The sequence below is a fragment of the Clostridium sp. C8 genome, assembly GCF_001010885.1.
In the GTDB taxonomy this organism is placed as follows: domain Bacteria; phylum Bacillota; class Clostridia; order Clostridiales; family Clostridiaceae; genus Clostridium; species Clostridium sartagoforme.
In genome coordinates, this window is record NZ_LBMX01000005.1 from 75,327 (window position 1) to 98,261 (window position 22,935).

The 22,935-nt window shown below is 29.1% G+C and carries 16 protein-coding genes, 1 pseudogene and 1 riboswitch; of the genes and pseudogenes, 16 read left to right on the forward strand and 1 reads right to left on the reverse strand.

The features are described from left to right. Positions 1–147 precede the first annotated feature (147 nt). A complete protein-coding gene (locus AAT22_RS00705) occupies positions 148–2,160 on the reverse strand; it encodes a penicillin-binding transpeptidase domain-containing protein (RefSeq protein ID WP_046999937.1) in 2,013 nt (670 codons plus the stop codon). 413 nt (positions 2,161–2,573) lie between these two features. Here AAT22_RS00705 and AAT22_RS00710 point away from each other — a divergent pair, with 413 nt between their 5' ends. The 16 genes and pseudogenes from AAT22_RS00710 (at position 2,574) to arsB (ending at position 22,905) form a co-directional block, all read left to right on the forward strand. Then, entirely contained in the window at positions 2,574–4,049 is a 1,476-nt protein-coding gene (locus AAT22_RS00710; protein ID WP_046999938.1) for a leucyl aminopeptidase, read from the forward strand. A 259-nt stretch (positions 4,050–4,308) separates the two neighbouring features. Continuing rightward, positions 4,309–4,902, forward strand: coding sequence for a hydrolase (locus AAT22_RS00715; RefSeq protein WP_046999939.1), 594 nt, complete (start codon positions 4,309–4,311; stop codon positions 4,900–4,902). Positions 4,903–5,075: 173 nt separating this feature from the next. Continuing rightward, the gene (locus AAT22_RS00720) at positions 5,076–6,140 is read left to right on the forward strand and encodes an SIR2 family protein (protein ID WP_046999940.1); all 1,065 of its coding nucleotides are present in this window, start codon (positions 5,076–5,078) and stop codon (positions 6,138–6,140) included. A gap of 100 nt (positions 6,141–6,240) precedes the next feature. After that, positions 6,241–6,322, forward strand: a riboswitch (cyclic di-GMP riboswitch). A 48-nt stretch (positions 6,323–6,370) separates the two neighbouring features. Beyond that, positions 6,371–11,068, forward strand: coding sequence for a SpaA isopeptide-forming pilin-related protein (locus tag AAT22_RS00725; protein WP_046999941.1), 4,698 nt, complete (start codon positions 6,371–6,373; stop codon positions 11,066–11,068). Positions 11,069–11,230: 162 nt separating this feature from the next. Then, positions 11,231–12,106, forward strand: a complete 876-nt coding sequence (locus tag AAT22_RS00730; RefSeq protein ID WP_046999942.1) for a hydrogenase small subunit — start codon at positions 11,231–11,233, stop codon at positions 12,104–12,106. Positions 12,107–12,115: 9 nt separating this feature from the next. Continuing rightward, on the forward strand, positions 12,116–13,507 hold the full coding sequence (locus AAT22_RS00735; protein ID WP_046999943.1) for a nickel-dependent hydrogenase large subunit: 1,392 nt from the start codon (positions 12,116–12,118) through the stop codon (positions 13,505–13,507). Then, positions 13,504–13,947: a hydrogenase maturation protease gene (locus AAT22_RS00740; RefSeq protein WP_046999944.1), complete on the forward strand. Its 444-nt coding sequence runs from the start codon at positions 13,504–13,506 to the stop codon at positions 13,945–13,947. Before AAT22_RS00735 ends, AAT22_RS00740 begins: the two co-directional genes overlap by 4 nt. Positions 13,948–13,961: 14 nt before the next feature. After that, positions 13,962–16,295 (forward strand): carbamoyltransferase HypF, encoded by a 2,334-nt coding sequence (hypF, locus tag AAT22_RS00745; RefSeq protein ID WP_156174260.1) that lies wholly within the window; start codon positions 13,962–13,964, stop codon positions 16,293–16,295. A 33-nt stretch (positions 16,296–16,328) separates the two neighbouring features. Next, on the forward strand, positions 16,329–16,574 hold the full coding sequence (locus AAT22_RS00750) for a HypC/HybG/HupF family hydrogenase formation chaperone (RefSeq protein WP_046999945.1): 246 nt from the start codon (positions 16,329–16,331) through the stop codon (positions 16,572–16,574). Continuing rightward, positions 16,552–17,628 (forward strand): hydrogenase formation protein HypD, encoded by a 1,077-nt coding sequence (gene hypD / locus AAT22_RS00755; protein ID WP_046999946.1) that lies wholly within the window; start codon positions 16,552–16,554, stop codon positions 17,626–17,628. The genes AAT22_RS00750 and hypD overlap by 23 nt, the downstream gene beginning before the upstream one ends. Continuing rightward, positions 17,621–18,622, forward strand: coding sequence for a hydrogenase expression/formation protein HypE (hypE, locus tag AAT22_RS00760; protein ID WP_046999947.1), 1,002 nt, complete (start codon positions 17,621–17,623; stop codon positions 18,620–18,622). Before hypD ends, hypE begins: the two co-directional genes overlap by 8 nt. Before the next feature lie 314 nt (positions 18,623–18,936). Continuing rightward, entirely contained in the window at positions 18,937–19,263 is a 327-nt protein-coding gene (locus tag AAT22_RS00765; RefSeq protein WP_016206875.1) for a metalloregulator ArsR/SmtB family transcription factor, read from the forward strand. Positions 19,264–19,286: 23 nt separating this feature from the next. Further along, positions 19,287–19,654 (forward strand): annotated as a pseudogene (arsD, locus tag AAT22_RS00770) (arsenite efflux transporter metallochaperone ArsD). Between the two features lie 20 nt (positions 19,655–19,674). Next, positions 19,675–21,420: an arsenical pump-driving ATPase gene (gene arsA, locus AAT22_RS00775; protein ID WP_046999948.1), complete on the forward strand. Its 1,746-nt coding sequence runs from the start codon at positions 19,675–19,677 to the stop codon at positions 21,418–21,420. A gap of 15 nt (positions 21,421–21,435) precedes the next feature. Then, positions 21,436–21,840, forward strand: a complete 405-nt coding sequence (locus AAT22_RS00780; RefSeq protein ID WP_016206872.1) for an arsenate reductase ArsC — start codon at positions 21,436–21,438, stop codon at positions 21,838–21,840. 9 nt (positions 21,841–21,849) lie between these two features. Further along, positions 21,850–22,905: an ACR3 family arsenite efflux transporter gene (gene arsB / locus AAT22_RS00785; protein WP_046999949.1), complete on the forward strand. Its 1,056-nt coding sequence runs from the start codon at positions 21,850–21,852 to the stop codon at positions 22,903–22,905. Positions 22,906–22,935 lie beyond the last annotated feature (30 nt).

Sequence of the window (22,935 nt, forward strand, 5' to 3'; positions counted from 1 at the left end):
ACTATTAGAAATATAGTGCCTATAATAATGAGTAAGATAGGGGCTAAAAATAGGACTCAATTAAGTAACATAATTAATGAGTATGATTAAAAGATATAAAATAAGGAATCTCAAACAAATATTTGAGATTCCCCAATAATTCTTTAATTACTTATTAAGATAGTATTCCATAACATTTCTAACTTTAGGAACAGTTACATGACTATGTCCCCTATCTTTAACATCTTCTATAATCATGGCTAATGAAATCTTAGCTGTATCTGGATCAACAGATACAAACCATCCATTTTCAGTTCCATTAACATCATCTTGAGATTTTTTTATTTCAGCAGTACCTGTTTTACCAGCTACCCTATGTCCTGGAACAACACCATCAGAGATGGTAGCACCAGAATCATTAATTAATGCGGTGAAGGAATTTATTAATGCTGGTAAATCATCTTTTAATATAGCGCTTTGCTTCCAAATATTTGATTCAGAGTTTTCACTTATAACTAATCTAGGCTGCATTATATCTCCATTATTGGCTAGGGCACTATAAGATAAAGCCACATTTAAAGGAGTTACCATTATTTCTCCTTGTCCATATCCTGTATCTGCTAACAGTATTTCTCTACCTAAATCACCATCATTAGAAATTTGTGACTCTTCCATAGGATATTCAAATTTTAGTTCTTCTCCAATACCAAATTTTTTAATTCCTTCAATAAATTTATTATTCCCCAATTCTAGAGCGACTTGACCAAAATAAATATTATCTGAATGATTAACAGCATCCTTTAGATTTACAGGACTGCCAGGGTCAGTTACTCGAGTGATTTTAAAATCTCCCCAAGAGCTATCTTTCTGCCAAGATAGTCCTTTAATATCTCTTGTAGCGTTCGAATCAATAATTTTATTTTCTAACCCAATTGAAGACGTTAAAAGTTTCATAGTTGATCCAGGAGAATATGTTTTATTAAACCTATTTATTTCATCAGCATTATTTGTTTCTTCCCATTTTGACTTTTGAGTTTTAGTTACATAGGTTGTAAATACATTTGAATCAAAGGAAGGGGCACTTACCATAGCTAATACTTCTCCAGTTTTAGGGTTAACAGCTGTAGCAGCTCCTTTTTCTCCATTCATTTCACTGTATATTTTACTTTGAAGTGCTGAATCTATAGAGAGTTTAATATCATTTCCATCTTCTCCATCCTTTTTAGCAATAGTTATTTTTTCTTCGCCTCGTTCTATATAAATTTCAGCAGAATCTTTTCCCCTTAGAGTGTCTTCGTATACTTGCTCTAATCCAGCTTTACCTATAAGGCTTGTATCATTATATCCATTGTCTTTGTTATTTTCTAATTCTTCAGCAGTTATACTTCCAATATAGCCAATTAATCGTCCAAAGGCTTCACCACCAGTATATATTCTTCCGGCTTTTTCTTTTATAAGAATTCCGTCCTCAGCTCTACCTCTAAGCGAATTTAACTTCGAATCTGTTGGTAATATATCTACTAATGGAATAAAGTGTTCAGGATTTGTATTTGCATCAAGTTTGGTTTTTATGTTTTCTTCACTAATATCTAAAGTAGTGGCTATTTCAGCTATTTTAGCATCAATATTTGATAAATTAAATTTTGCTGGATAAATTCCTACAGTGTTTAAAATACCATCATTAGCTAATAAATTAGCATCTTTATCTAATATACTACCTCTCTTTGATGGAATTACATTAACTCTTACTTTATCGTCTTTAGTCATTTGAGGGAAGATTAAGCTTTCATCCCATTTAATCTTAAATTCTTTATCTTCTTTTATAATATTTAATTTATAATCTGAAATATTAACATCACCAGCAATTGTATTCATACTTAGCTTAAAAGGAATCGTAATAGTATCATCTTCTTTTACTTTATCGCCATTAATTTCTATTAATAAATTATTAGCTTCTATAGCAGAAAAGATATTAGTATATCTTGTTGTAAAATCTTCTTCTGAAATAATTGCCTTTGAATCATTATTTAACATTTGATACATGCCAGTATAATCATTTTGTGTCCACTTTTGGGAAAATGTTTCAAAAGCTTTTTCAGCCTTATTTAATTTAGAACAACCACTAATTAATAGCATAAATGATAATAATAAAGATATTAAAATTAATTTTTTATTTTTCATTTTAAATTATCTAACCTCCTAAAGTTATTATATATTTAATAATTCGAATAACCAAAACTAATAAGGCTTGGTTAAAAAATTCAATTTTAATTGTGTAGAAGAGCCTTATATAAATTATATCATTAATTAATTGTTTACATATTATAAATGATATAAAATTTTTAAAATTCAAAAATAAGTTTAAAAAACAAAAAAGCGCCGAAGCGCTTTATAAATAAATGGGGGATGGGACCTGTATTAAACAGGTTTTGTATCTACATTAGTATTATTTACAAAAATAAAGTTTTTATACAATAAATTAAAACAATTCTTAAAATAAAAAAATTTTTCAAACAAATAATAATTATTATCCATTGAATAGATTTTATAATAGTGTTATTATGATAAAAAGATATTTTAGATGAGGTGATTAAATGAAGGTATCATATAGAAGTTTTACTTGTTCGCAAGGAGATATTAAAGTAATTTATTTATTTGAAGATAATATTAATTTACCAAAGGAAGAGTTAAATAAACATATTTTATTAGCTCAAAGTAGAAACTTATTTAATGGAAAAAAAGGTGATTTATATACATTCACATTAGATGTAAATGAAACAATTCAAACTATTATATTGTTAGGTTTAGGAAAAGAAGAAGATTTAACAGTTGATACAATTAGAAAGGTGACTGCTAAAGCAATAAGAAAAGCAAATGAATTAAAAGTTAGCACAGTATTCTTGAGACTGCCAAAAACAGAAGTGCTACAAATAGAAGAAATGGTAAAAAATGCGACAATAGCAGCACAATTAGCTGGATATAAATTTGATAGATATAAAACAAATTCAAAGGAAGAAAATGATTTAACAGTTTCAATTGCAAGATGTGGATTAAAGGAAGCAACCCCAGAAATAGTATCAGCTATAGAAGAAGGAAATGAAGTTGCAAAGGGAATAATATTAGCAAGGGATTTAGTTAACGAACCTGCAAATGTTCTTTATCCAGAAACTTTAGCAGAAGAAGCAGTTAAAGCTGGAAAACAAAATGGATTTGAAGTAGAAGTTCATGGTGTTGAAAAGATAAAAGAACTAAAAATGGAAGCTTTTTATAGTGTAGCAAAGGCTTCAGAAAAAGAACCTAAACTTATAGTGATGAGATATTTCGGTAATCCAGAACAAAAAGGAGAAATATTAGGTCTTGTAGGAAAAGGCTTAACATATGATTCAGGTGGATATTCAATTAAGCCTACATCAGGAATGGTTGATATGAAATCAGATATGGGTGGAGCAGCTTCAGTTATAGGAGCAATGTCTATAATTTCTAATAGACAATTAAAAGTTAATGTTGTAGCAGTTGTGGCAGCTTGTGAAAACATGATTTCTGGAGGAGCTTATAAGCCAGGTGATATAATAGGAAGTATGGCTGGTAAGACTATAGAAATAAGAAATACAGATGCTGAAGGAAGATTGACTTTAGTAGATGCCGTTAATTATGTTATAGAAAAAGAAAATGCAAATGAAGTTATTGATTTAGCAACTTTAACAGGAGCAGCTTTAGTAGCTCTTGGAGATACAACAACAGCAGTTGTTACAAATAATGATAGATTTTATGGAGAGCTTAAGGAAGCTTCAACTTACACTGGTGAAAAGTTCTGGCAATTACCATCTTTTGAAGAATATTCTGAATTGGTGAAATCAGAGATAGCTGATTTAAATAATAGTCCAGGAAGAAATGCAGGTACTATTACAGCAGGATTATTTATAGGAGAGTTTGTTCAAAATAAGCCATGGTTACACTTAGATATAGCTGGAACAGCTTGGGCAGATAAGAAAACTGACTTAACTGTTAAAGGTGGAACAGGTGCTCCAGTTCATACATTATATGAGTTAGTTAAGAGAAGAAGTAAATAAAAAAATTATTTTAGTTAATAAGAAGAGGGTATGTATATATTATTATGCATACCCTCAAAATTTATAAGATTATTAATATAGTGTGTTTACAATTACTATTATATCAATAAATATCTATAATAAATATACAGTTATTTATATAAGTGTTATAATTATGAATAAATATAATAAGGGAAGTGAGCGGTTTATAAAAGTATTAGGTTATTTTTATAAAATTATCTGAAGTTTAAAATTATAAAATATAAAGGGAGGAAATGATATGATAACAAGAGAAGAAGCATGGAAATTGCTTACAGAATATAATAAGGAAGAATTTCATATCCAGCATGCTTTAACAGTTGAAGGTGCTATGAGATATTTTGCAATAAAGTTAGGATATGAAGAAGAATCTAATTTTTGGGCTAATGTAGGATTACTGCATGATTTAGATTTTGAAATGTATCCAGAAGAACATTGCAGTAAAACACAAGAAATTATGAGAGAGCGTGGAATAGATGAAAGATTAATTAGAGCTGCAGCCAGCCATGGATACGGTCTTTGTTCAAAGCCACAACCTAAACCTGAACATCAAATGGAAAAGGTTCTGTTTGCAGTTGATGAGCTTACAGGATTAATAGGTGCTGCTGCAAGAATGAGACCATCTAAAAGTGTTATGGATATGGAAATTTCAAGTATTAAAAAGAAATTTAAGGACAAAAAGTTTGCAGCTGGATGTTCTCGTGATGTAATTAGGCAAGGTGCAGAGAATTTAGGATGGGAGCTTGATAAGTTATTTGAAGAAACGATACTAGCTATGCGTTCTTGTGAAGAAGATATCAATAATAAAATGGTAGTATATAAAGAATCTAAGTAATTACTAATAGTCTATATAATGACATATATTATTAAGGCAAATAAGACCAAAATTATTACTGAAACTTACTCTAACTAAATTAGATTTAAAATAAATTTATTAATATGAAAATACTTATTTAACACTAAAGCATAAATTAATACTAAGCCTATTTAGAAAGAGAGTACTAAGCCATGAAAAGTGAAAGTGATACTAGAAGTTTAATTAAAGATGTATATAATCATGAATATACAGTAAATGATTTAGTTAATAAGGGATTAATACATGATAATGATAATTGGAAAGAGCTAAGAAAAGAAAGAATTAATGAGATAAAAAATATTTATAAAAAAGATGAACTAGTATTATTTTTAGGTGCTGGTATATCAAAAGATGCAGGCATAGGTGATTGGAATGATTTAATGTCTGACTTATTGATACTTATGATAATGAAGGAGTTAGAGCAAAAAAATATTAAAATAACTTCTCAGGAGGCAGACTTTATAATCAAGCAAATTAAAGAGGTAAATAATAAATCACCATTGCTTCAATCAGCATTTATAAAAGCTACATTGGGAGATTCTTTTGAAGAAAGTTTAGCTAACTTATTATATAAAAATATAAGCGGAGATAATGGAAACTCAAAATTATTAGATAGCATTTCAAAATTATGTTTAAAGAGAAAAGGTGGGGTAGGGGTTAAAGCTATTGTCACATATAATTTTGATGATTTATTAGAAGACAATTTTGATAAATATAACATTCAGTATCATTCCCTATATAGTGAACTGGATTATACGACCTCAGATAAATTAGGGATTTATCATGTGCATGGTTTTTTGCCACGTCACCCAAGTCAATATGAAAAGCTATATGAGAGCTTATTAGTATTCTCAGAAGATAGATATCATAGTTTATATAATGATCCTTATTCATGGACCAATATAACACAACTAAATTTTCTTAGAGAAAACACTACATTAATGATAGGATTATCATTAACAGATCCTAATTTAAGAAGAATTTTATCCATAGCTAATAGAAAGAATAAGATGAAAAAACATTATGCAATCATGAGAAGAAAAAACTTTAAATATGATTCAAATGATATAAATATAAATAATGATATCTTAAAAAAAGTAAATATTATAAATAATGATTTACACGAAAAATCCTTTGAACAATTAGGAATAAATATTATATGGGTAGAGGATTATAATGATATTTCTAATATAATAGAAGATATTATAGTTAAATAAAAATAAAATAATAAAATAAAAGTTTAACAACAACCCTTTCAAACAATTTACTAAAAATACAATTTATGGTAAAATTATTTTTAATAAATAAATTGTTCGAGATTTTTAAGGAGATGTTGATGTATATACTAATTTGGGCACTTGTATATACGGAGTCAGTAGTGCAACCGACCTTGATTAAATTAAGGTCGGTTTTTTTATTTTAAAAATAATTATGGAAGGGGTCTTTTATGAACAGAAAAAAACAGAAAGCTAAGCCAAGGAAAAAATTATTTAATTTTATAGCATTTATTGCTATGCTATTTCAATTCTTCTCGATCATTCCTACATTATCCGCGAATGCTACAGATATTACAGGGAAATTTAATTTTATAACTGAAGTAAGTTTAACAGATGAAAATGGAAAGCCAATAAATGATTCATCAAATCCTATAAGTAAAAATGCAGAGGTTAAATTGACCTATAAGTTTGCTATACCAAATGAAGAAGTAGTAAAAAAGGGTGATACCTATGTGATGCAAATACCTAAGGAAATCCAAATAATAGGTACACTAAATTTCCCTATCAATCTTGAAAATGGAGAAACTATTGCAAATGTTGTAATAAATACTGACGGAGCAGTTGTTATTACATTTAATGAATTTTCCGAAAAAAATTCTAATATATCAGGGTATTTTTATATAGATACTCAATTTAATATTGATGAAATTGGAAATAATAATCCAATACCTATTAAATTTGAAGTTGGAGGAAATTCAGAGCCTATAATAATTAACGTAGATTTTGAACAACCTGAAATTCCTAATGCTTCTATCAAAAAGGAAGGGTCATATGATGCTTCAAGAAATGAAATAACTTGGAAGGTAATAGTTAATCCAGAAAATGTTAAAGTATATGGTGCTCAAGTCATTGATGATATACGAAATGGTCAAGAATTCGTACCTAATTCAGTTAAAATAAATGGAGCTACCCCTCAAGAGGCAAATTACAATTATGATTTAAGTAGCAAAAAATTAACTTATAATTTTCCAAATGTTATAGAAACAACTCAAATAATTACCTTTAAGACGAAAGTAACAGATTCAAAACTTTCTGAAGATGAAGGAGCCACAATATATCAATATAACACAGCAATTTTTAAGCATGATGGAACTTCTGTAAACTCTAACGAAGCATCAGTTGGAATAAAAACTGATTTTGTCAGAAAAGATGGGAAGTATGATGCATTAACAAAAAGAATTAATTGGAGTATTTATGTAAACAATAATTCTCAAAATATACCAAATGCTGTAACTGTAGATGATATACCTGCCGGATTAACATTTGTGCCAGGAAGTGTTAAGGTAGATGGAATTGAAACAAATAGTAATTATAGTATAGACGGGCAAAAGTTTATATACACTTTCCCATGGGCTATCAATGAGCCACATAAAATAGAATTTTCTACAGAAGTAACAGATGAAGCAGCTTATAACTCTAACACAGGAAAAACTTATAACAATAAAGTAACCTTAACTGGAAGCGGTGTTCCAAGTAATGCATCAGATACTAAGGGGGTAGGAGTACCGAGTAGCATCATTAATAAACAAGGTATAGGATACAATGCAGCTACAGGTGAAATTACATGGAAAATTACTATAAATACTAATAAGATATTAATAAAAAATGCTATTATTAGCGATGAAATAAGAGTTGGTCAAGAATATGTAGAAGGATCAGCATCTATAGATAAAAGCACTCCAGGAGGAAGTTTTAATTATTTGAAGGCAGAGAGTGGAGACAAACAGAAAACAGGAACATTAACTTATAGTTTTAATAGTGATATTAATGAGCCCTATGTAATAACATTTAGGACGAGAGTAACAGATAGTAATGTGTATGCAGGAAATAAAGATCAGAATTATTATAATGAAGCTAAATTAACAGGAGATAATATTATAACTTCAAAATCCCAAGGAACTCAAAGGGTCCAAAGTGAAGTGATAAATAAGACTAGTCAAGATTATAATTATATTACAAGAGAAGTTACATGGAAGATTGTTGTTAATAAAAATAAGATGAAACTTCCTAATGCTAAAGTTTTAGATACTATAAATAAAGGGCAAGAGTTTGTTGTAGATTCTGTTATGCTTAATGGTGGTATTGCAGATAAATTAAATTATACCTATGATGAAAGTACTAGAACATTAACTTATAATTTTCCAAGTGAAATAAATAATGAGCAAGTAATAACTTTTAAAACTAAAATTACAGATACTTCTATATTTAATAATAATGGAGAAAAGGAAATAAGAAATACTGCAAAGCTAATAACAGATTTGGTGCCTAGTGGAGTAGAAAGTACGGGAATAGGAAAAATAAAGAATACTTTAATTGATAAAAAAGCTGACTATACTAGAGGAAATTCTTATATTGATTGGAATGTAACATTTAACTCTAATAAGGTTCCTATCACAGATATTGTTCTTACAGATAATCTTCAAGAGGGACTTGAATTAGATACCACCTCTGTAAAATTGTATAAGCAAGTTTTAAAACAAGATGGAAAGCTAGAAAGAGGAGAGGAAATCAGTTTAGGAAAAGATAATGTAAAGTATAATGTTTCCACAAGAGAATTTAACTTTATATTGCCAGGTAAGATAGAAGACGCTTATATATTAACTTTTAGAACTAATGTAGTAGATAAAAAGAAAACTCCATTTACTAACTCTATATCTTTCAAAGGAACTGGATTAATTGAATCATCAAGTTCAGGAAATGTTGAGGTTATATTTCAAGGCGCCGGTGGTGGCGGTATTGGTGAAACTGGGAGTATTAAAGTTATAAAGGTAAATAGTAATAATGAAAATATAAGATTACAAGGTGCAGTATTTGAATTACTTGATAGATATCAAAATGTAATAAGAACTTCACAACCAACAGAAGGTAATGGAGAAATAGTATTTGATAAATTAAAATTTGACATAGATTATTATGTTAGGGAAAAGCAAGCACCTACAGGATATATTTTAGGAAATGAAGTATATAGGTTCCAGATTAAAAATAGTGAAGATAAAAAGAATATATCCTATAATTATAAAAATAGAATTATTACAGGTGAAATTGAATTCTTTAAGTTTGGAGAAAATGGTAAAACCATTAAAGATGCTGAGTTTACGCTTTACAGTAAGTCAGATACTGATTACCAAAATCCATTGATGGTAGCTATAAGTAATGAAGCGGGAAAAGTGGAGTTTAAAAATGTTGAGTATGGCGACTATATTATTAAAGAAACAAAGGCACCAGAGGGATATGTTATTTCAAATAAAACATTAAATGCTAGTATAACTGAAGATGGAAAGGTGATTAAAGCAAATCCAGAAAGTATATCCAATACGAAGATAAGAGGAAATATAGAATTTACGAAGCTAGGAGAAGGCAATGAAGTATTGCAAGGAGCAACATTTACACTTTATAAAGCAACAGATATAAGGTATGAAAATCCTATAGCAGTAATTATAAGTGATGAAAGTGGAAGAGTGGAATTCAATAATATAGAATATGGTAAATATGCAATAAAAGAGACAAAAGCACCAGAAGGATATGTTCTTTCAGAAGAAATATTAACTGCTGAAATAAAAGAAAATGGAACAACTATAAAAGCAAATCCAAGAAGCATTTCTAATACAAAAATAAGAGGAAATATAGAATTTACAAAGCTAGGAGAAAGTAAGGAAGCATTACAAGGAGCTGAGTTTACACTTTATAATGAAGTTGATGAAGATTATAAAAATCCAATATCAGTAGTTGAAAGTGATGAAAGTGGAAAAGTAGAGTTTAAAAATATAGAGTACGGTAGGTATGTGATAAAAGAAACAAAGGCATCAGAGGGATATATTCTTTCAGAAGAAAAATTAACTGCTGAAATAAAAGAAAATGGAATAACCATAAAAGCAAATCCAGAAAGCATTTCTAATACAAAAATAAGAGGAAATATAGAATTCACAAAATTAGGAGAAAACAAAGAAATATTACAAGGGGCTGAGTTCACACTTTACAAATCAACAGATACAAATTATGAAAAGCCTATAGCAGTAAGTATAAGTAGTAAAGATGGGAAAGTAGAATTTAAGAATATAGAATATGGAAGATATATAATAAAAGAAACAAAAGCACCAGAAGGATATGTTCTTTCAGAAGAAGAATTAAAGGCGGAAATAAAAGAAAATGAAGTAACTGTAAAGGCAAATCCAGAAAGTATATCTAATAATAAAATAAGAGGTTCTGTTAAAATAATCAAATTAGATGATAATAAAAAGGTCCTTAAGGATTCAGAATTCACATTATATGATATGGAAGGCAAAGAAATTGATAAATTATCATCAGGAGAAGATGGGGTTGTTTTATTTGAAAATCTTATTTATGGTAAATATATAATAAAAGAAACAAAAGCACCAGAGGGATATATAGCTTCAAAAGGCGTAATAAATGTATTTATAGATAAAAATCAGAAAGTGTATGACTATGAAGTAATAAATAATAAGATTAAAGGAGTAGTTATAATAACTAAAACTGATATGAAGGAAAAACTTCTTAAAGGAGCAGAATTCACTTTATATGATAGAGAGGGTAATGTGATTTCTAAAGAAGTTTCTAAAGAAGATGGGCTTGTAACATTTAGTAATATAGATTACGGTGAGTATATTATTAAAGAAACAAAGGCTCCTAAGGGATATATTTTAGGTAATGAACAATTAGAAATTAAAGTGAAATCTCCAGAGACACAAAACTTTACAGTTAAAAATGAATCAGAAAAAATTATAGACAAGGTATTAAATGTTTTACCTAACACAGGAAATAAATTTGATCCAAGGGCTATAATTATAGTTGGAGTAATAACAGCATTAGGAGGAGTTTACCTATTCTTAAGAAGAAGTAAGATAAGTTAATCTATATACTTGTCTAATTAAGTTTAATAACAAAGTTTATATTGTTTAACAAAAATAGCGTCAGATGTTCTGGGGCTATTTTTATTAATATATTAATTTTTGCTTAATACTTATAATGATTTATGCATAGATTATAATTGAGCGATATAAAAGGGGAAAAGGATGAGTAGTAAAGGAGAGTGTTTTATTAAAAAAGATAAATTAAGTACAGCAAGAAGACTTCAAGAAGATGTATCACAAATGATTAAAAAACAAGAAAGTAAAAAAATAAATGCTATGTGGCTTGAAGTAACTGGATGTTCTGGTAATATAATATCCCTATTAAATAGTGAAAATCCAGGGTTGTATGATATTTTAACTAGTATAGTAAATTTTACTTTTAACAATACACTTATGGGTAATGAAGGAGATGCTGCTTTTGAGAAGTTTTTAGAGACACTTGATACAGAATTCATATTACTAGTAGATGGAGCTGTCTCAACAAAAGAAAAAGGAGCTTATAATATTATTGCAAATTATAATGGGAAGGCTATTACAGCTTTAGAAGCTATAGAATTAGCTGGTGCAAAAGCAAAGTATGTTGTAGCAGTAGGAACATGTGCTTCTCATGGAGGAATTTCAGCAGCAAAGCCAAATCCTTCAGAAAGCAAAAGTGTACAAGAAGTTTTAAATCGTCAGGTGATTAAGTTGCCAGGATGTCCATGTCATCCTGATTGGGTAGTGGGGACTTTAGCTCATTTAGTTGGATATGGTGTCCCAGAGTTAGATAGTGAGGGAAGACCACTTTTTTTTTATAGTTTTACAATTCATAATACTTGTACAAGAAGAGGCTTTTTTGAAGAAGGTATTTTTGCAAAAAACTTTGGGGAAGAGGGTTGTATGATTAAACTTGGTTGCAGAGGACCAAGCACAAAAACTGATTGCCCAAGGAGAAAATGGAATGGCTATGTTAATTGGCCTATTGGTGATAATACTAATTGCATAGGTTGTGCAAAATCAACTTTTCCAGATGGAAATGAGCCTTTTGTAAAATATTAAGGAGGAGTTATGATAAAAAGAATTACTATAGACCCAGTTACAAGAATAAGTGGTTTCTTAGATGTTAAAGCAGAAGTAGAAAAAGATACAATTGTACAGGCAACTGCTAGTGGCTTACTTTTTAGAGGATTTGAGGAAATGTTAAAGGGAAGACCAGCACTAGATTGTATATATTTTACAGAAAGAATTTGTGGAATATGTTCAGCGGCTCATTCTATGGCATCTACTTTAGCTTTAGAAGATGCATTAAAGGTTCAAGTTACCTTAAATGATAGCTATATAAGAGACATTATGCATGGTTTTGAATTTATTCAAAATCATTTAAGACATTTCTACCTACTTTCTATTCCTAGCTATGCAAAAATTTATAGCGTAAAATTAGCTGAAAATAGCCAATACAACGATTATAGACTTCCAAGCAAAATTAACAATATTATAGGAGAACATTATGTTAAAAGTATTGAATTAAGTAGATTAGCACATGAAGGTTTGGCAATATTGGGGGGAAAGGCACCGCATAATCATGGGATTTTTGTTGGAGGAGTTACAGTAGATATAGATGCGTACAAAATAGAGAAAGTTAAAAGTATTATAAGAAAAATTACTGATTTTGTATCAAATGAAATGATAGAAGATGTAGAGGTTATAGCTAAATATTATCCGGATTATTTTAAAAAGGGAATATCATATCCTAATTTTATGAGCTTTGGGGTTTTTGATAAGTATGAAGATCCAGAAATAACGTATGTCAAATCAGGAGTAATAGAAAATAATGTTAGGTACGCCTTTGAACCTAATAAAATTACTGAACAAGTTCATTATTCTTGGTACAAGAAAGAACAAGGTTTAGAAGAAGTAGATTTGACTAAGAGTAATGCTTATACCTTTATAAAGGCGCCACGATACAATGGATTGCCCATGGAAGTTGGACCATTAGCACGATTGATTATTAGTGGAGAATACACAAATGGACATTCTTGTATGGATAGGAATATAGCAAGGGTTTTAGAGACCAAAAAAATACTTAATATATTAGAGAACTTAGTAAAAAGAGTGGAATTAAAGTCTAATAATCAAAAGGTTTATTTAATTCCTGATAAGGCTTATGGTGTAGGACTTATAGATACCACTAGGGGAGCTCTAGGACATTGGATAGAAATAGAAAATAAAGTAATTAAGCATTATAATATCATAACACCAACAGTATGGAATCTTTCTCCTAAAGATGAGTTAAACAATCCAGGGCCAGTAGAAAAATCATTAATTGGCTCTAAAATAAATAATATTAGTGAGCCGGTAGAAATCGGAAGAATTGTAAGGTCTTTTGATCCCTGTGTATCTTGTGCAACTCATTTAATTGGAAGTAATGGAGATACTAATATAGTTGAGGTCTTAGCATGAGTTTCAAGCTTATTGCAATAGGAAATATTCTTATGAAAGATGATGCAATAGGAATTAAAGTGGCAGAGCAAATGGAAGATGAACTCTCAAGTATTGGAGTTGAGGTTATATATGGAGAAACAAACCTTCAACATATTATGGGAAATATAGAAAAAGAAGATTATATAATAATTTTAGATGCAGCTTACTATGGAAAAAATATAGGGGAAATAACAACTGTATCAATAGATAAATTTATTTCTAATAAGGTTGAGTCTTCTCAGCATAACTATAATTTTCTGGATTTAGTAAAACTTTATTATCCTAATATTAAAGGGGTAATTTATGGTATTGAGGTTAATAAAGTTGAATTTGGAATTGGACTAGATTGTATTTTACAGAAAAAGCTAAAATTAATTTCTCAAAATATTTTAAATGAAATAAAAAAAATCGTAAACTAGAGGGATACTCAAATATGGAAAATACTTTTTTATTAAATAAGACTTCAAAATACTATTATTTAAAGTATTATAAAAATCTTCAATATGAAATAAAAATAGAGGGAATAGTGCAGGGTGTTGGATTTAGGCCTTTTGTATATAAAAATGCCACTATTTACAATATTTCAGGATATGTTAAGAATGTAGGAGGAGCTGTGGAAATTTATTGCCAAGGAACAAGAGATAATTTGAAAAGATTTATACTAAGTATTTTAAATAATCCTCCTCCTATTGCTAAAATCGAAAAATTTCAATGTAAATTTATAAAAGGAGAATCTTCACATAGAAAGAATCTTTATAAAGATATTTTTCAGATTAAAGAAAGCGTCAATGAAAAAAATTTGTTAAAGTTTATTTCGCCAGATGTAGCAATTTGCGAAAAGTGTTTAGAGGAGATACAAAAAAGTGAAACTAATAGATATAAATATGTATTTACAAATTGTACTAATTGCGGGCCGAGATATTCTATAATTAAGGGTTTACCTTATGATAGAAACTATACAACTATGGAAAAATTCATAATGTGTAAAGATTGTAATGATGAATACAATAATCCATTAAGTAGAAGATTTCATACTGAGCCAAATTGTTGCAAAAAATGTGGGCCAAGTATTTCTTTAGTAGACAATGAAGGGAAAATAATTGAATGTAAGAATGTAATTGATGAAGCTAAAGAGTTGCTTAAGGCAGGAAAAATACTAGCAGTTAAAGGTATTGGAGGATTTCACTTAGTTTGTGATGCTAAAAATGAAGCTGTTATTAAACTTCTTAGAAATAAAAAGCAAAGACCACATAAACCATTAGCAATAATGGCAAAGGATATTAATGCTGTAAAAGAGGTTTGTCAATTATCAGCTAAAGAAGAAGAAACATTGAAAAGTAATAAAAGACCTATTGTAATTTTGAAAAAGAAACCCTCCTTTTTATTATCAAAAGCTATATCACCAAAACAAAACTCATTAGGAGTTATGCTGCCATATACAGGGTTACATCATCTACTATTAGATGAAGAATTACGTTTTTTAGTTATGACTAGTGGAAACATAAGTAATATGCTAATGGAATATGAAAATAATGAGGCATTAAATAATTTGAATAGAGTAGCTGATTATTTTTTAATGCATGATAGAGATATTTATATTGAAGAAGATGATTCTGTTGTGAAAGTTATAAATAATGATGAAAAGGTTATAAGGATAGGGAGGGGATACGCACCATATATATCAAAGGTTAATGAAAAATATGAAATTATAGCAGTTGGTGGTGAACAAAAAAATACAGTTTGTTTTTCAAAAAATGGCTATTCTTATTTGAGTCAATACTTAGGAAATTTGGAGGATTTTAATTGTTACAATAATTTTAAGTATGTGATTAATCACTTTATTAATTTACTTGATGTCAAAAAATATATATTAGTACATGATATGCACCCTTCATATATAAGTACTAATTATGTAAAGAGTCAAAAAATAAATAAAATAGAAGTTCAACATCATCATGCACATATGGTAAGTTGTATGGCAGAAAACTCAATATATGAAAATACAATTGGAGTTATTTTTGATGGAACTGGCTTTGGATTAGATGGAGCAGTATGGGGTGGAGAATTTTTTGTTGGAAATAGAAAGTCGTTTAGAAGAGTTGGTCAATTACAATATGTAAATATCCAAGGAGGATATAAGGCAATAAAAGAACCGTGGAGATGTGCAGTAAGCTATTTGAATTCTTTGGATTATAATCCTCTAGAAATAATTAATTATATAGATAAAGAAGAAATTGAAGCTGTTATACAAGCTTTGAAATCAGGAATAAATTGTTTTTTATCTTCTAGCATTGGAAGACTATTTGATTGTGTAGTCTCCCTTATAGGTATAAGAAATTATATATCCTACGACGGACAAGCCGCTATAGAATTAGAAAATATCATTAATGAGAATATAAATGAATGCTATTTATATGATATCAGAGAAAATGAGAAAGTTCTTCAGATAGAATATAAAAGAATAATAGAAGGTGTACTAAAGGATATAAAAGATGGAGAATCTCATTCAAATATATCCGCTAAATTTCATAACTCATTAATCTATGCAACTTGTGACTTACTTTATATTTTAAGGCAAAGGGAGAATATTAATAAAGTTGTTCTTAGTGGTGGAGTGTTTGAAAATGAATATTTATTAAAAAATATATATAAAAAACTAACTGAGAGGGGATTCGAAGTTTTTTATAATAAGCAAGTTCCTACAAATGATGGAGGATTATCTTTTGGACAACTTTATATAGCTAGTGCGTTATTAAAGGAAAATTAATTAGATTTATGATAATGAAGGGAATTGAGAAGGATGTGTCTTGCAATACCAGGTCAAATTGTAGAAATAAGTCAAGCTACTGCAAAAGTAAACATTATGGGAATGAAAAGTGAAGTAAATATTCAAATTATTGAAGAAGCCCAAATAGGTGATTATGTTTTAATACATGCTGGATGTGCTATTCAAAAGATTGATATGGAGTATTTTGAAGAATTAAATGATCTTCTTAAATTATTATCTAAAGTAGAGGAGAATAATGAACAAGAAATTTTTAATTAAAAGGTTTTTAAAGGAAATTAATAATTATCCTAATGGTGAAATTAATATTATGGAGGTTTGTGGAACTCATACTCAATCTATATCAAAATTTGGAATTAGGGAATTAGTTGAACCTAAGATAAATTTAATATCAGGACCCGGTTGTCCAGTTTGTGTTACTTCTGAGGAATATATAGATGCTGCTATAGAAATCCTTAAAGATGATAGAGTAGTTTTAGCTACCTTTGGAGATATGATGAAAGTTAAAGGAAGTAAGGAAAATTTAATTGAACAAAGAGAAAAAGGAAAGAATATTAGGATAATATATTCACCTTTAGATTCAATAAATCTGGCAGAAGAAAATAAAGATAAAGAAGTAGTTTTTTTAGCAGTTGGGTTTGAAACTACTGCACCAATAATTGCTTTAACTATTAAAACAGCTAAAAAAAGAAATATAAGAAATATTTCCTTTTTTATAGGAATAAAAAGGATGGAACCAATACTACATCATATCTTAAGGGATGATAAATTAAACATACAGGGACTTATTTGCCCAGGCCACGTAGCATCAGTAATGGGAGCAGATTATTTTGAGTTTATTGTAGAAGAATATAATATTCCAGCAGTAGTAGCAGGATTTAATGAGTTAGATATTATTGGAGCTATATATTTTTTAACCCAAGAGCAAAGTAAAAATAAGAAAACATTTAAAAATTTATACAAAAGTTGTGTAACTTCAAAAGGAAATTTAAAGGGAAACCAAATAATAAAGGAAGTATTTTCTTATTGTGATTCTGAATGGAGGGGAATAGGCAATATTGGCTCTTCAGGTTTTTTATTAAAGGAAGATTATAAATATTATGATGCAATAAAGAAATTTAAAATAAGTTTAAGAAAAGGTAATAGCAAAAATTGCGTTTGTAGTGAAATTTTATTAGGAAAAAAGAGACCTATTAATTGCGAATTTTTCGGAAGGCTTTGTACTCCAGAAAATCCAGTTGGGCCCTGTATGGTTTCTAATGAAGGAGCATGCTCAATTTTCTACAAATATAATGGGAGAATAATAAATGAATAATGTAATAAAGCTTAGTCATGGAGATGGAGGAAAGCATACTGAAGAATTAATCAAAAACATTTTTTATAAATATTTTAATAATGATCTGTTAGTAAAGGGCCAAGATGCAACAATATTTCAAGCTGCTAATAATAAGCTAGCATTTACAACAGATTCTTTTGTAGTGAAACCAGTATTTTTTTCTGGTGGAAACATAGGAAAACTTGCGGTTTGTGGAACAATTAATGATTTAATTGTATCAGGGGCAAGCCCCCTTTATTTAAGTGCTGGGTTTATAATTGAAGAAGGATTTTCATTGGAAAACCTAAATAAAATTGTGAAGTCTATGAGTGAAACTTGCTTAGAGTCAGGAGTAAGTATTATAACAGGAGATACAAAGGTAGTAGAAAAGGGAAAAGTAGATGGAATCTTTATTAATACTAGTGGAATAGGGATTGTTTTAGAAAGATATAAGCAAAAGCCAATTAAAGATGGGGATAAAATTATAGTAACAGGAAATATAGGAGATCATGGTACAACAATTGCAATAGAAAGATATGATATCAAAGTGAAAGATAAGATAAAAAGTGATTGTGCTTCTCTATACCCCTTTACAGAAATAATTAAAGATAACTATGATTCAATAAAAATAATGAGAGATCCAACTAGAGGGGGATTAGCAACTGTATTGCATGAGTTTTCTAATCTTTGTGAACTTGGAATACATTTAATGGAGGAAGATATTCCAATTGATAGAGGTGTTATAGCTGTAAATGAACTTTTAGGATTTGATCCCTTATATATGGCATGTGAGGGAAGAATGGTAATAGTTGTAGAAGAATCAGAAGCAGAAAATATATTGAAGAAAATTCAAGAATTTAATGGGGGAAAAAATGCAAAAATTATAGGTGAATTCATTAAAGAATCACGAAATACTATTTTTATAGAAAATTATTTTGGAGGTAAAAGAATATTGCCACCTTTAGAAGGAAATATGTTACCTAGGATATGCTAGAATAATATAATAAAGTCTAAAAATTAGAATTTTAACTTTAAGCTTTACTTGTTGATTTAAAGGAAACTTATGAAATAATGAAGAGTTGCGATTATGAAGTAAATATATATTAAAACTTTGACAATGAATATTTTATTTGCCAAAGTTTTTTTATTGTCTAAAATATTAGTAACAAATTGTGGTGCTAAGAATAATATATAGATATATATCTATAATAAATAATTGAAAGTATTATAATTAAAGATATATATTGACAACATATAGATAGTTATCTATATTGTATACAAGGAATAATTTATGCTGGGAGGATAAATATGAAAAATAATTATGAGGAAAATGCAAAAGTTTTAAAAGCATTAAGTGACCCTAATAGACTGAAAATAATAGATATCTTATCTTGTGGTGAAAAGTGTGCCTGTGATTTGCTAGAAAGTTTTAATTTTACTCAGCCAACATTATCTCATCACATGAAGGTTTTAATGGAATGTGGTTTAGTTTTATCAAGAAAAGAAGGGAATTGGAGCTATTATAAATTACATACAACTAATGCTAACAGATTAATTTTAAACTTAATGAATATTATCACTGACACGGAAGAGTGTATTTGTAAGCAAAAAGAATGTGTATGTAAAAATAATTAAAAATTTAAAGGAGTGTATTTATTATGAAAAAAATGATTATTTTTGATCCTGCAATGTGCTGTTCAACAGGGGTTTGTGGTCCATCTGTAAATCCAGAACTTTTAAGGGTTTCAACAGTAATAAATAATTTAAGGAATAAGGGGATATTAGTTGAAAGATATAATTTAACAAGCAATCCACAAATATTTGTTGATAACAAAACAATAAATGAAATATTGATGAAGCAAGGTGTTGATGTATTACCAGCAACAATGGTTGATGGGAAAATTGTAAAAGTAGGTAACTACCCTACTAATGATGAGTTTTGTAATTTACTAGAAATTTCTGCTGATTTATTAAAAGCTGAAGAAAAAAATCAAATAGTTGTTGTTGTAAGGGTGGTTGTTGTTAATTAGGGGGGAGTGATAGAAAATGTATAAAACATTTGATATAAAAGAAATAAACCTAACTAAATATTTATTTTTCACAGGTAAAGGAGGAGTGGGTAAGACTTCAGCAGCTTGTGCAACAGCAGTGTCTTTGGCAGATGAAGGAAAGAAGATAATGCTTATCAGTACAGATCCTGCTTCTAATCTTCAAGACGTTTTTAATACTGAATTAGATAATAAAGGTGTTCAAATAAAAGATGTGTCTAATTTGGTAGTGGCTAATTTTGACCCAGAACAAGCAGCAGCAGAATATAAAGAAAGTGTTATATCACCATATAGAGGAAAATTACCAGAAAATGTATTAAATAATATGGAAGAACAACTTTCAGGCTCATGTACTGTTGAGATTGCGGCCTTTAATGAGTTTTCATCTTTTATTACTGATGAAAAAGCAGCTAATGACTTTGATCATATAATTTTTGATACTGCACCAACTGGACATACATTAAGAATGCTTCAATTACCATCAGCATGGAGTAATTTTATAAGTGAAAATACTCATGGGGCATCATGTTTAGGACAGTTATCGGGACTTGAAAGTAAAAAGGAAGTTTACAAAAATGCAGTTTCTAATTTGGCAGATAAGACAAAGACTACTCTTATTCTTGTATCTAGACCAGAAGAGTCTCCATTAAAAGAAGCTGAAAGAGCATCAAATGAACTTAAGGAAATCGGTGTAGCAAATCAAATTTTGGTTGTAAATGGAGTACTAGAAAAGTATGATGATGATTTATCAACTGCATTATATAATAAACAACAAAAAGCCTTAAATGATATCCCAGTAGGATTAAAAGGGATTGAAAGGTACAAAATACCCTTAAGACCTTATAATATTACAGGGCTTGAAAATGTTAGAGCGTTATTAAAAGAGAGTAATATAAAAGTAAGTACAGATAAAATAAATACAACAACAATTCCTAAGTTAAATAATGTTATAGAAGACATATTTAATAGTAATAAGAAAGTTATATTCACAATGGGAAAAGGAGGAGTTGGAAAGACAACTATTGCAGCAGCTATTGCAATAGGACTCGCTAAGAAGGGTAAGAAAGTTCATTTAACTACTACAGATCCGGCAGCTCATTTAAAGTTTGTGGTTGATGAAAGCTATGGAATAACTTTAAGTAGCATTGATGAAAAGAAAGAACTAGAGAAGTATAAAGAAGAAGTTTTAAGTAAGGCAAGAGAAACAATGAGTGATGCTGATATTGAATATGTTGAAGAAGATTTGAGATCACCTTGTACTCAAGAAATTGCAGTATTTAGAGCTTTTGCAGAAATAGTTGGAAAATCAGAAAATGAGGTTGTAGTTATTGATACTGCACCAACTGGACATACGTTATTACTTTTAGATTCAACTCAAAGCTATCATAGAGAGATCCAGAGATCAGAAGGTGATATACCTGAATCAGTTAAAAAGCTTTTACCAAAACTAAGAAACGAAAATGAAACAGAAGTTATTATTGTTACTCTAGGAGAAACTACTCCTGTTTTTGAAGCAATTAGATTGCAAAAAGATTTAAATAGAGCAGGGATAAATAGTAAGTGGTGGGTAATAAATTCAAGCCTTTATGCAACTGAAACCACTAATGAAATATTAAGAGCAAAGGCAAGTAATGAAATTAAATGGATAAATAAGGTTGATAAAATATCAAAGGGAAATTTTTCAGTGATTGAATGGAAACCTAAAGAATTAAAAGGTAAAAATTTATTAGAAATAATTAAATAAAAGGAGAAACTAAAAATGAAAAAGAAGGTAGCATTTATATGTGTTCATAATTCTTGTAGATCACAAATGGCGGAGGCATTAGGAAAATTATATGGAAGTGAAGTTTTTGAAAGTTATTCAGCTGGAACTGAAACTAAACCACAAATAAATCAAGATGCAGTAAGAATAACTAAGCAATTATATAATATTGATATGAATGAAACTCAAAAATCTAAATTACTTACAGATATACCAGATGTTGATATTGCTATAAAAATGGGGTGCAATGTTGTGTGTCCTGTTATATCGGCTAGTCATGTTGAGGACTGGGGCTTAGAAGATCCTACTGGTAAAAGTGATGAGGAGTTCATTAAAGTTGCAAAAGTGATAGAAGAAAAAATAAAAGATTTAGCAAAAAGAATTAAGAATAACGAGATATAGGAGGGAATTATGGGGGAAGAAAGTAAAGGAAAGGGATTAGGAGTCTTTGAACGATATTTAACAATATGGGTTGCTGCTTGTATTGTGATAGGAATATCCATTGGTCAATTGCTTCCTATTATACCTGAAACATTAAATAAGTTTGAATATTATAATGTATCAATACCTGTAGCTATCTTAATATGGCTTATGATATATCCAATGATGTTAAAAATAGATTTTACAAGTATTCTAAATGCTACTAAAAAGCCAAAAGGACTTATTGTAACTTGCACAACTAATTGGCTAATAAAGCCATTTACTATGTATGCAATAGCAGCATTTTTCTTATTTGTAGTCTTTAAAGGGATTATTACACCAGATTTAGCTAAAGAATATTTAGCGGGGGCAGTTTTGTTAGGGGCAGCACCTTGTACAGCTATGGTATTTGTATGGAGTCACTTAACAAAAGGAGATCCAGCATATACTTTAGTTCAAGTAGCAGTAAATGATTTAATTATTTTAATTGCATTCACACCTATAGTAGCATTTTTACTAGGAGTTAGTGATGTATCTATACCGTTTGGAACTTTAATATTATCAACTATATTATTTGTTGTAGTTCCTTTAGCATTAGGATATATTACAAGAACCTTAGTAATAAAAAATAAGGGGAAAGAGTATTTTGAAAATATATTTTTAAAAAAGTTTGATAATATAACAATAATAGGGCTACTTTTAACATTGATAATATTATTTTCATTTCAAGGAGATACTATAATAAACAATCCAACTCACATATTGCTGATTGCAATACCACTTACAATTCAAACATTTTTTATATTTGGATTTGCATATATTTGGGCAAAGCTTTGGAAGTTGCCACATAATATTGCAGCACCAGCAGGGATGATAGGAGCAAGTAACTTCTTTGAACTTGCTGTAGCAGTAGCTATTTCTCTTTTTGGACTACAATCAGGAGCAGCACTTGCAACAGTAGTAGGCGTTTTAGTTGAAGTTCCAGTAATGCTTACACTAGTTAAGATTGCAAATAAAACAAGAGGATGGTTCACATCAGAAAAATAATTCAAATTTTATTATTATATTTTTATTAAA

Excerpts from the sequence above, each read along its gene's own strand:
- AAT22_RS00715 (WP_046999939.1), top strand. The coding sequence starts at position 4,309 with ATGATAACAAGAGAAGAAGCATGGAAATTGCTTACAGAATATAATAAG.
- AAT22_RS00725 (WP_046999941.1), top strand. The coding sequence starts at position 6,371 with ATGAACAGAAAAAAACAGAAAGCTAAGCCAAGGAAAAAATTATTTAAT.
- AAT22_RS00750 (WP_046999945.1), top strand. The coding sequence starts at position 16,329 with ATGTGTCTTGCAATACCAGGTCAAATTGTAGAAATAAGTCAAGCTACT.
- hypF (WP_156174260.1), top strand. The coding sequence starts at position 13,962 with ATGGAAAATACTTTTTTATTAAATAAGACTTCAAAATACTATTATTTA.
- arsB (WP_046999949.1), top strand. The coding sequence starts at position 21,850 with ATGGGGGAAGAAAGTAAAGGAAAGGGATTAGGAGTCTTTGAACGATAT.
- AAT22_RS00780 (WP_016206872.1), top strand. The coding sequence starts at position 21,436 with ATGAAAAAGAAGGTAGCATTTATATGTGTTCATAATTCTTGTAGATCA.
- hypD (WP_046999946.1), top strand. The coding sequence starts at position 16,552 with ATGAACAAGAAATTTTTAATTAAAAGGTTTTTAAAGGAAATTAATAAT.
- AAT22_RS00765 (WP_016206875.1), top strand. The coding sequence starts at position 18,937 with ATGAAAAATAATTATGAGGAAAATGCAAAAGTTTTAAAAGCATTAAGT.
- AAT22_RS00735 (WP_046999943.1), top strand. The coding sequence starts at position 12,116 with ATGATAAAAAGAATTACTATAGACCCAGTTACAAGAATAAGTGGTTTC.
- AAT22_RS00730 (WP_046999942.1), top strand. The coding sequence starts at position 11,231 with ATGAGTAGTAAAGGAGAGTGTTTTATTAAAAAAGATAAATTAAGTACA.
- arsA (WP_046999948.1), top strand. The coding sequence starts at position 19,675 with ATGTATAAAACATTTGATATAAAAGAAATAAACCTAACTAAATATTTA.
- hypE (WP_046999947.1), top strand. The coding sequence starts at position 17,621 with ATGAATAATGTAATAAAGCTTAGTCATGGAGATGGAGGAAAGCATACT.
- AAT22_RS00705 (WP_046999937.1), bottom strand. The coding sequence starts at position 2,160 with ATGAAAAATAAAAAATTAATTTTAATATCTTTATTATTATCATTTATG.
- AAT22_RS00710 (WP_046999938.1), top strand. The coding sequence starts at position 2,574 with ATGAAGGTATCATATAGAAGTTTTACTTGTTCGCAAGGAGATATTAAA.
- AAT22_RS00720 (WP_046999940.1), top strand. The coding sequence starts at position 5,076 with ATGAAAAGTGAAAGTGATACTAGAAGTTTAATTAAAGATGTATATAAT.
- AAT22_RS00740 (WP_046999944.1), top strand. The coding sequence starts at position 13,504 with ATGAGTTTCAAGCTTATTGCAATAGGAAATATTCTTATGAAAGATGAT.